The 2,494-nt window shown below is 50.8% G+C and carries 2 protein-coding genes; one reads left to right on the top strand and one right to left on the bottom strand.

Translation table 11 applies throughout. The features are described 5' to 3' along the window. Positions 1-155: 155 nt before the first annotated feature. Complete coding sequence (locus tag HRU21_12685) at positions 156-806, bottom strand: hypothetical protein (protein NRA43146.1); 651 nt, start codon at positions 804-806, stop codon at positions 156-158. Between the two features lie 515 nt (positions 807-1,321). On the opposite strand from HRU21_12685, the gene HRU21_12680 reads away from it, so the two are divergent. Continuing rightward, a partial coding sequence (locus HRU21_12680; GenBank protein ID NRA43145.1) for a hypothetical protein occupies positions 1,322-2,494 on the top strand: 1,173 nt, incomplete at its 3' end.

The following is a 2,494-nucleotide window of genomic DNA, read 5'->3' as shown; positions in this document are numbered from 1 at the left end:
CTTAGCGTGGGGCGGCGTACCGTCGAAGTCATTATATACGTATACATCCCGCTGGCTAACCAACTCGTCAGCCCTCATCACGACGGTGTCCTCAGGCTCATCATCTGGAAGGCATATCGTCGGTAAAGCACAGCGCGCTCCCTGACGATCATCGATCAAGGAGGCAGTTGACCGAACCACTGATAACCCTGCATGCGCGCTCGCTTAGCCCAACCATCCTTTGCCCGCAAATAGTTTATTGATGCTGGATCAAAAATAGAGAGGGCTTCAGGTATATACATGTTGTCGGGGTGATTGTTGACGTCGTACCAAGTGAGATTGCCCTTGTCGGTTTGCAAAATCTCATACACCTCAACCTCAGCCAGGTCATGCCACGGGCAATCATCTTCGTTCCAAGCCTTACCGCAATCGAGCACGCCACGGTCTTCACCCTGACACGCCGGGTGAAACTGCGCCTGCAGACGATACTTAACGGGCGACTCATCCACGCGCCTGCGAAACTCGTCTTTCAGGAAGTTACGAGAGCGTGTCTCGCCATCCATCGGCGCCTGCAGCCAGTACTGCTCCAACTCTTTCTCGGTAGGCCTTCCACGATCAGGTCCTCTGTCCCAAGGTGCCAGTTTAAATTTAATGTACCAGTCCTTACCGTTGCTATCGCGATACCCCATCGCAGTTTTGCTGTGATAATTGAGGAGTGCGAAAGTATCCGGATAGCATATGGACTGCGTAATCCCCTCGGCGAGATCGGGATACTGATCTAGGTAAGGCTTGATATGTTTCTCGCGTCCTCGGATTGTCGCAATCATGAACTTCAGGAAGTGCCAAGCGTGAGAAAAGGGACCCGCCGTGCCCGTATTCATCATGATGTCTAATGGACTCTGATGATCAGTATCTGAGAACTTCAATGACGCACTGCGAACGACTAAGCGGGCGTCATCGGCGAAGGACACTGATGCGTGTCTGAACCGGCATGGGTACTCCGCGCCAGGTGAAAAAAAAGTACTCGGTGGAATATGGTCATTGTCCAGCACCTTGATACGCGCTCTGCATACAATGCCATTGTCGTGTGACATTCGCTTACGACTCAGCAGAGAATTTACAGCAACTAAAGCGATTATTCCCGCGACCATGAGCCAAAGGCCCGCCTTTCCAATTAATCTCACGGCGATATTCTCCCGAATTTTGACAGCGACATTACTCACCTCTGCATGCGTATATAGCTGTCTAACTTTCTATCGTGATAGCTTTTAGCCTCAGAGAAAGTTAATGTTATACCGCTGTGAATACAAGCGTGTCACGCGTCTGTAGAGAGAGGTCCCTGGTGTTAAATTTTTGGCGAGAAATGCGTCGCCGGCATGTGTTTCGTATTGCCGGTATTTATGTCGCGGTGAGCCTGGTTCTTGTCGAAATACTTGCCAATGTCCTGCCCATGTTCGAAGCGCCTGAGTGGATAGGCAAGACCATGACGTTGCTTTTGGTGTTGTTTTTCCCGATAGCCCTCATTATCGCTTGGGCCTTCGAAATAACCCCCGACGGCATAAAGCACGCTGATGAGCTTGAAGACACTGGCGAACCGCTCAGCGCATCATTGCCCGACTATCTTATAGTCACGGCCCTGATCGCGGTGATCGGTCTATTATTTTTCGATTTTGGCGAGCAGCAGACAGGAACGACGGAGCCGACAAACCAAATTACACAACCAGTCCAAGAAGCTTCGCTGGCTGTACTGCCGTTTATTGACTTCAGCGCCGACGGTGCAAACCAATATCTAGGCAACGGAATCGCAGAAGCGGTGTTAAACGGTTTAACCCGCAATGGAGGCTTACAAGTCGCTAGCCGAACATCTTCATTCGCAGCCCAATACCGCGACATGGACGCGATCGAAATTGGAGCTGCTCTGGGTGTCCGGCAAATATTAGAAGGCAGTATCAGACGACAAGATACACGACTGAGAGTTTCTGCTCAGTTAACCGATGTGACTACAGGATTCCAGATCTGGTCTGATTCCTACGATAGCGACTTCGAAGATATCTTCGATATTGAGGAGAAACTAGCAAGGTCATTGGTAGTCGCCCTTCGCGGGCCACTAGCCCTAAATGACGGCCCCATCGTAGTTTCGGAGACCAGCAATGTAGATGCCTACAACCTAAACTTACGTGCTCGTTACGCGTTTCAGGATCCAAGTCAACAGAGCTTTGGCGCCGCCTTGGCCAACTTCCAAGAGGCACTCACACTAGACCCTAATTACTGGAGCGCACATGGCTACCTCGCTTTTTGCCTGGGCTACCTGGGCATTTATTCAGATTTTTCACAGACCGTGGTAAGCACCGCAGAGTCAGCCGAATTGGCTTTGCGCAACGACCCGAACAACATACCTGCGATTCTCATCAAAGGGGTCATCGAAAAAAGTTTGGATGGATCTCACGAGGAGTATGCGAGGGTTTTGGGTGAACAGCGGGACCGAGACCTGATACTGTATGTTTACTTCACCACC

The sequence above is a fragment of the Pseudomonadales bacterium genome (genome assembly GCA_013215025.1).
GTDB lineage: Bacteria > Pseudomonadota > Gammaproteobacteria > Pseudomonadales > DT-91 > DT-91.
The sequence above is the reverse complement of the archived record's forward strand: the minus strand, read 5'-3'. Positions and strand labels throughout refer to the sequence as shown.